The sequence below is a fragment of the Nocardia niwae NBRC 108934 = DSM 45340 genome (assembly GCF_001613465.1).
Lineage (GTDB): Bacteria > Actinomycetota > Actinomycetes > Mycobacteriales > Mycobacteriaceae > Nocardia > Nocardia niwae.
On record NZ_BDCK01000043.1, the window covers coordinates 17966 to 20533 of the forward strand.

General features: G+C 67.6%; 4 protein-coding genes. 1 reads left to right on the forward strand and 3 read right to left on the reverse strand.

Annotated features, from left to right (window positions below; all coding sequences use genetic code 11):
- Positions 1-199: 199 nt before the first annotated feature.
- Positions 200-466, reverse strand: a complete 267-nt coding sequence (locus NNI01S_RS27620) for a hypothetical protein (RefSeq protein ID WP_063023445.1) — start codon at positions 464-466, stop codon at positions 200-202.
- Positions 467-472: 6 nt separating this feature from the next.
- Positions 473-661 carry a hypothetical protein gene (locus NNI01S_RS27625; RefSeq protein ID WP_063023447.1) on the reverse strand — a complete coding sequence of 63 codons (189 nt, stop codon included), beginning with the start codon at positions 659-661 and terminating at the stop codon, positions 473-475.
- A gap of 150 nt (positions 662-811) precedes the next feature.
- Between NNI01S_RS27625 and NNI01S_RS27630 the strand changes: the two genes are divergently transcribed.
- Positions 812-2263 (forward strand): helix-turn-helix domain-containing protein, encoded by a 1452-nt coding sequence (locus NNI01S_RS27630; RefSeq protein WP_157115008.1) that lies wholly within the window; start codon positions 812-814, stop codon positions 2261-2263.
- Between the two features lie 60 nt (positions 2264-2323).
- Here the strand turns inward: NNI01S_RS27630 and NNI01S_RS27635 are convergent, their stop codons facing one another.
- Positions 2324-2542 (reverse strand): MbtH family protein, encoded by a 219-nt coding sequence (locus NNI01S_RS27635; RefSeq protein WP_063023451.1) that lies wholly within the window; start codon positions 2540-2542, stop codon positions 2324-2326.
- Between the last annotated feature and the right edge of the window lie 26 nt (positions 2543-2568).

Genomic DNA, 2568 nt, shown 5'->3' on the forward strand with positions numbered 1-2568 from the left:
GCCGTGTGCCACTCGCGCGTTCGGGTAGATGTTCCCCTCCGACATCGACTCGGGGATGGGGACGGGCCTCGCATCTCGGGGGTGGGAGATGCGAGGGCCGGTTTTGCCGGGGCTCCCTCGTCGTAGTCCCGAGCAGGGTGAACTTCGCTGTGGTGCGGATCGCGCGTGATAGCAGCTGGTTCGGCGCGCTGACGCGTGTTCAGCGCGAGTATCCGTCGGCCCGGCTGTCGGGGATGACGCGGCCGGAGGCGACGAGGGTGCGGAAGGCCGCCCGTTTGCGAGGGCAGGCGTCCGCGCGGCAGGGGCGGTGGCCCTGCATCACCCGGTGCGCCTGTTCGACGGTGAACGGCTGCTCGGGTGGCCGGTGCGCGCCCCCGGCGCCACCGCGCGGCAGGCACGAGCCGACGGCGACGATCGCCGCCACCAGCAGCGTGCACGCGCCGAGCATGCCCAGCAGCGGTTCCACGGCGGATCACCGATCGGCGGCCTGCCGGAAACAGAAGGCCGACGCGGCTAGGTACTGACGGCAATGCGCGCCGTGCCCGGCGTGCACCGCGCAGAGGAACCGCGCGCGCTCGTAGGTCAGGCCGAACGGTTCCTGGGTGCAGTCACGGCTCTGGATCAGCCACAGCTCCCGGACATCCGCGGGCAACACATCCATCTTCCACCTCCATCAGCGCAGTGCACCCGGCACCGAGAAGGCGCCGCCGGATCGCGCTCGACACGGATGGATCGGGCCGTGTCGGGACCGTGCGCCGGGTTCCGGACAATGGGCGCCCTCGACAGGGTTTGGGCGGACCCCCGATGCCGGGTGCGATTCAACAGTGCGCGTTGCGATTCGGTAGATAACAGACCCGAATGCGGTAATTGCGAGTACTTTCCGTTTGTAGCGGCCTGGAGCGAGGAAGAGAGACCTATGGTGGAGGTCGACTGGACGGGCGAAGCTGTACATGCGCTTCGCACGGCGATGAAGCGGAGCCGTTACGAATTCGCGCGTCTGGTGGGCGTCACACCGCGCACCGTGGTCCTGTGGGAGAACGGCCGGACAACCCGGATGCACGCCGCTAGCCAGCGTCTCCTCGACAGGGTCCTGTCGGGGGTCGATTCCGTTGTCGCCGAACGATTCGAGCGTGCGATCGTCACGGGCCGGGCGACCGCCCCCGACTACGAAAGCGCCGATTCGGCGCCCGAAAGGCACACCAAGCTCGGTAGGGAAATCGGGCTCGACAAGGAAGTCGAGGAAGATGACGTGAGAAGGCGAGAACTGCTGGCCTGCATCGGCGCCGGCCTGGCAGGCCAGGCGGCGGACCTGGTGGCGAGCGAACCGGAACGAATGCTGGCAACCCTCGACGCGGGGTCGATCAGCGAACGCAGGCTTGCGTTCCTGGAGCAGTCTGCCGAGGTCCTCGGCACGCGTGTGGTCCAGGTGCCGCCGCACGAACTGCTGCAGACCGGGCTCGAGCAATTCCGGATGGTCCGTGGCTGTCTCGGCGAGCGGCAGCCGACCCATCATCAGGTGCGGCTGGTGCGCACGGCGGGCAGGCTGGCGAACGTGGTGGGCGAGATCCTGTTCAACGAGGGGCATTTCGGTCAGGCGCGCATGTGGTATGCCACCGCGATCCATGCCGCGCAGGACATCGGCGACCGCTACTCGGAGGATATCGCGCTGGCCGGACTCGCGTATTTGCCGACCTATAGCGATAAGCCGAAGGAAGTTTTGCAGTTACTCGACGGCCGCTTGCAAGAAAATCCGTCGTACGGCGCGGCCGCCGCGTGGTTGTGGGGAATGGCGGCGCGGGCTCACGCCAGTCTCGGGCACGCCGACGAATTCGCGCGTTGTATCGCGCGATCGGCATCCGCTTTGGAAGACGTCGGCCCCGAAGACCTTTCGGTCGGTATTTTTTCTTTCCGGCCGGAGAAACTCGCCTTTTATCAGGCGATCGGATATTCCCGCCTCGGCCGCGCCGACGAGACCGCCGTGGCGGCCGCCCGCGCGATGGCGCTGTACGACCCGTCGGAGACCATGGAACCGGCCTTGGTCCGCTTCGAGCACGCCACGGCGCTGCTGGCCTCGGGCGAGGTCGACGAAGCCTGCGCGGTGGCGACCAGTGCCATCACGAACGCGCACACCTACGTCGGGCTCACCGTCACCAAACGCGCCAGGCAGTTCGACTCGGCGCTCGGCGGTCTGCGCACCCGGGCGGTCAGCGAATGGCGGCAGCACGCGCACGCGGTGATCGACTCCGCGCACGCGAAGGTCTGAGACGGGACGCGCCGGTCGGCAGGGGGGATGTGGACCGGCGCGCCCCGCGCGTTCAGATGGTCACTTCGCTTCGCCGGACATGGCCTCGATGAGCGAGTTGGGGCGCATGTCCACCCAGTGGGTCTCCACGTATTCCAGGCATGCCTTGCGGTTGGCGGCCCCGTAGGCGATGGTCCAGCCGCCGGGGACGGCGGCGAAGACCGGCCATAAGGAGTGCTCGCCCTCCTTGTTGATCAGGACGTAGAACTTGGCGTCGTGGTTGTCGAACGGGTTGGTCATCTCGGATTTCCTTCTTCCTGGTCGGG

Coding starts and splice junctions, on each gene's coding strand:
- NNI01S_RS27635 (WP_063023451.1), bottom strand. CDS start 2,542: ATGACCAACCCGTTCGACAACCACGACGCCAAGTTCTACGTCCTGATC.
- NNI01S_RS27625 (WP_063023447.1), bottom strand. CDS start 661: ATGGATGTGTTGCCCGCGGATGTCCGGGAGCTGTGGCTGATCCAGAGC.